At 63.8% G+C, this 594-nt stretch carries 2 protein-coding genes; both read right to left on the reverse strand.

Annotated elements, in window-relative coordinates; genetic code table 11:
* Window positions 1-233, reverse strand: a 233-nt coding sequence (locus NKJ73_RS34150; RefSeq protein WP_352572795.1) for a hypothetical protein, incomplete at its 3' end; no start/stop codon positions are given.
* The coding region (locus NKJ73_RS34155) for a transposase (RefSeq protein WP_352572796.1) at window positions 230-594 on the reverse strand (365 nt) is incomplete at its 5' end. The genes NKJ73_RS34150 and NKJ73_RS34155, both read right to left, overlap by 4 nt.

The raw sequence follows: 594 nt of genomic DNA on the forward strand, positions 1-594 counted from the left end.
TCGCCTGTGACTTCATCCATCTCGTCACACCCGGCCCATGTGAAGTGAACTATCGAGGGGCTGTAGCTCAGTTCGAGACCGGCTTGCAGGGCGCCAAAGGCGATCTCGCCGTTATTGTCGGGTCCGATGGCGATGGTTGCGGGTCCACCGAGGTTCAGGTAACCGCGATCCCACAGATCGGCTTCGATGATCCGCCAGCGGCCGATCAGTTGGCAGCCTGCGGGCACGGTCATTTCGACGCCGCCAAGAGCTTGGGCAGCCGCACCAGATTGTAGGCGGCGGCCGCGAAGGTGAAGGCCCACCCAACGCGGTCGCGGCCGCGCAATTTGGTCTTCTCCTGCCCAGCGACGGTTTTGATCCAGCCGAACGCCTCTTCGATGCGCTTTCTGATGCGCTGGCTGACGGCATAGCCACCGTGGCGCGTGGTGCGGCGATCGATCGCCGAACGACGGCCGTTCGTGTTCTGCGCTACGTGGGGTGTCACCTTCATCGAGCGCAACTCGTTGACGAAGTCCTCTGCGTCATAGGCCTTGTCGGCACCGAGCGTGATCGCCCGCGGCCGGTCGGCACGAGGTTCGATCATGTGCAGGGCCG

Source organism: Mesorhizobium sp. M0074, assembly GCF_040322975.1.
Taxonomy (GTDB): domain Bacteria; phylum Pseudomonadota; class Alphaproteobacteria; order Rhizobiales; family Rhizobiaceae; genus Mesorhizobium.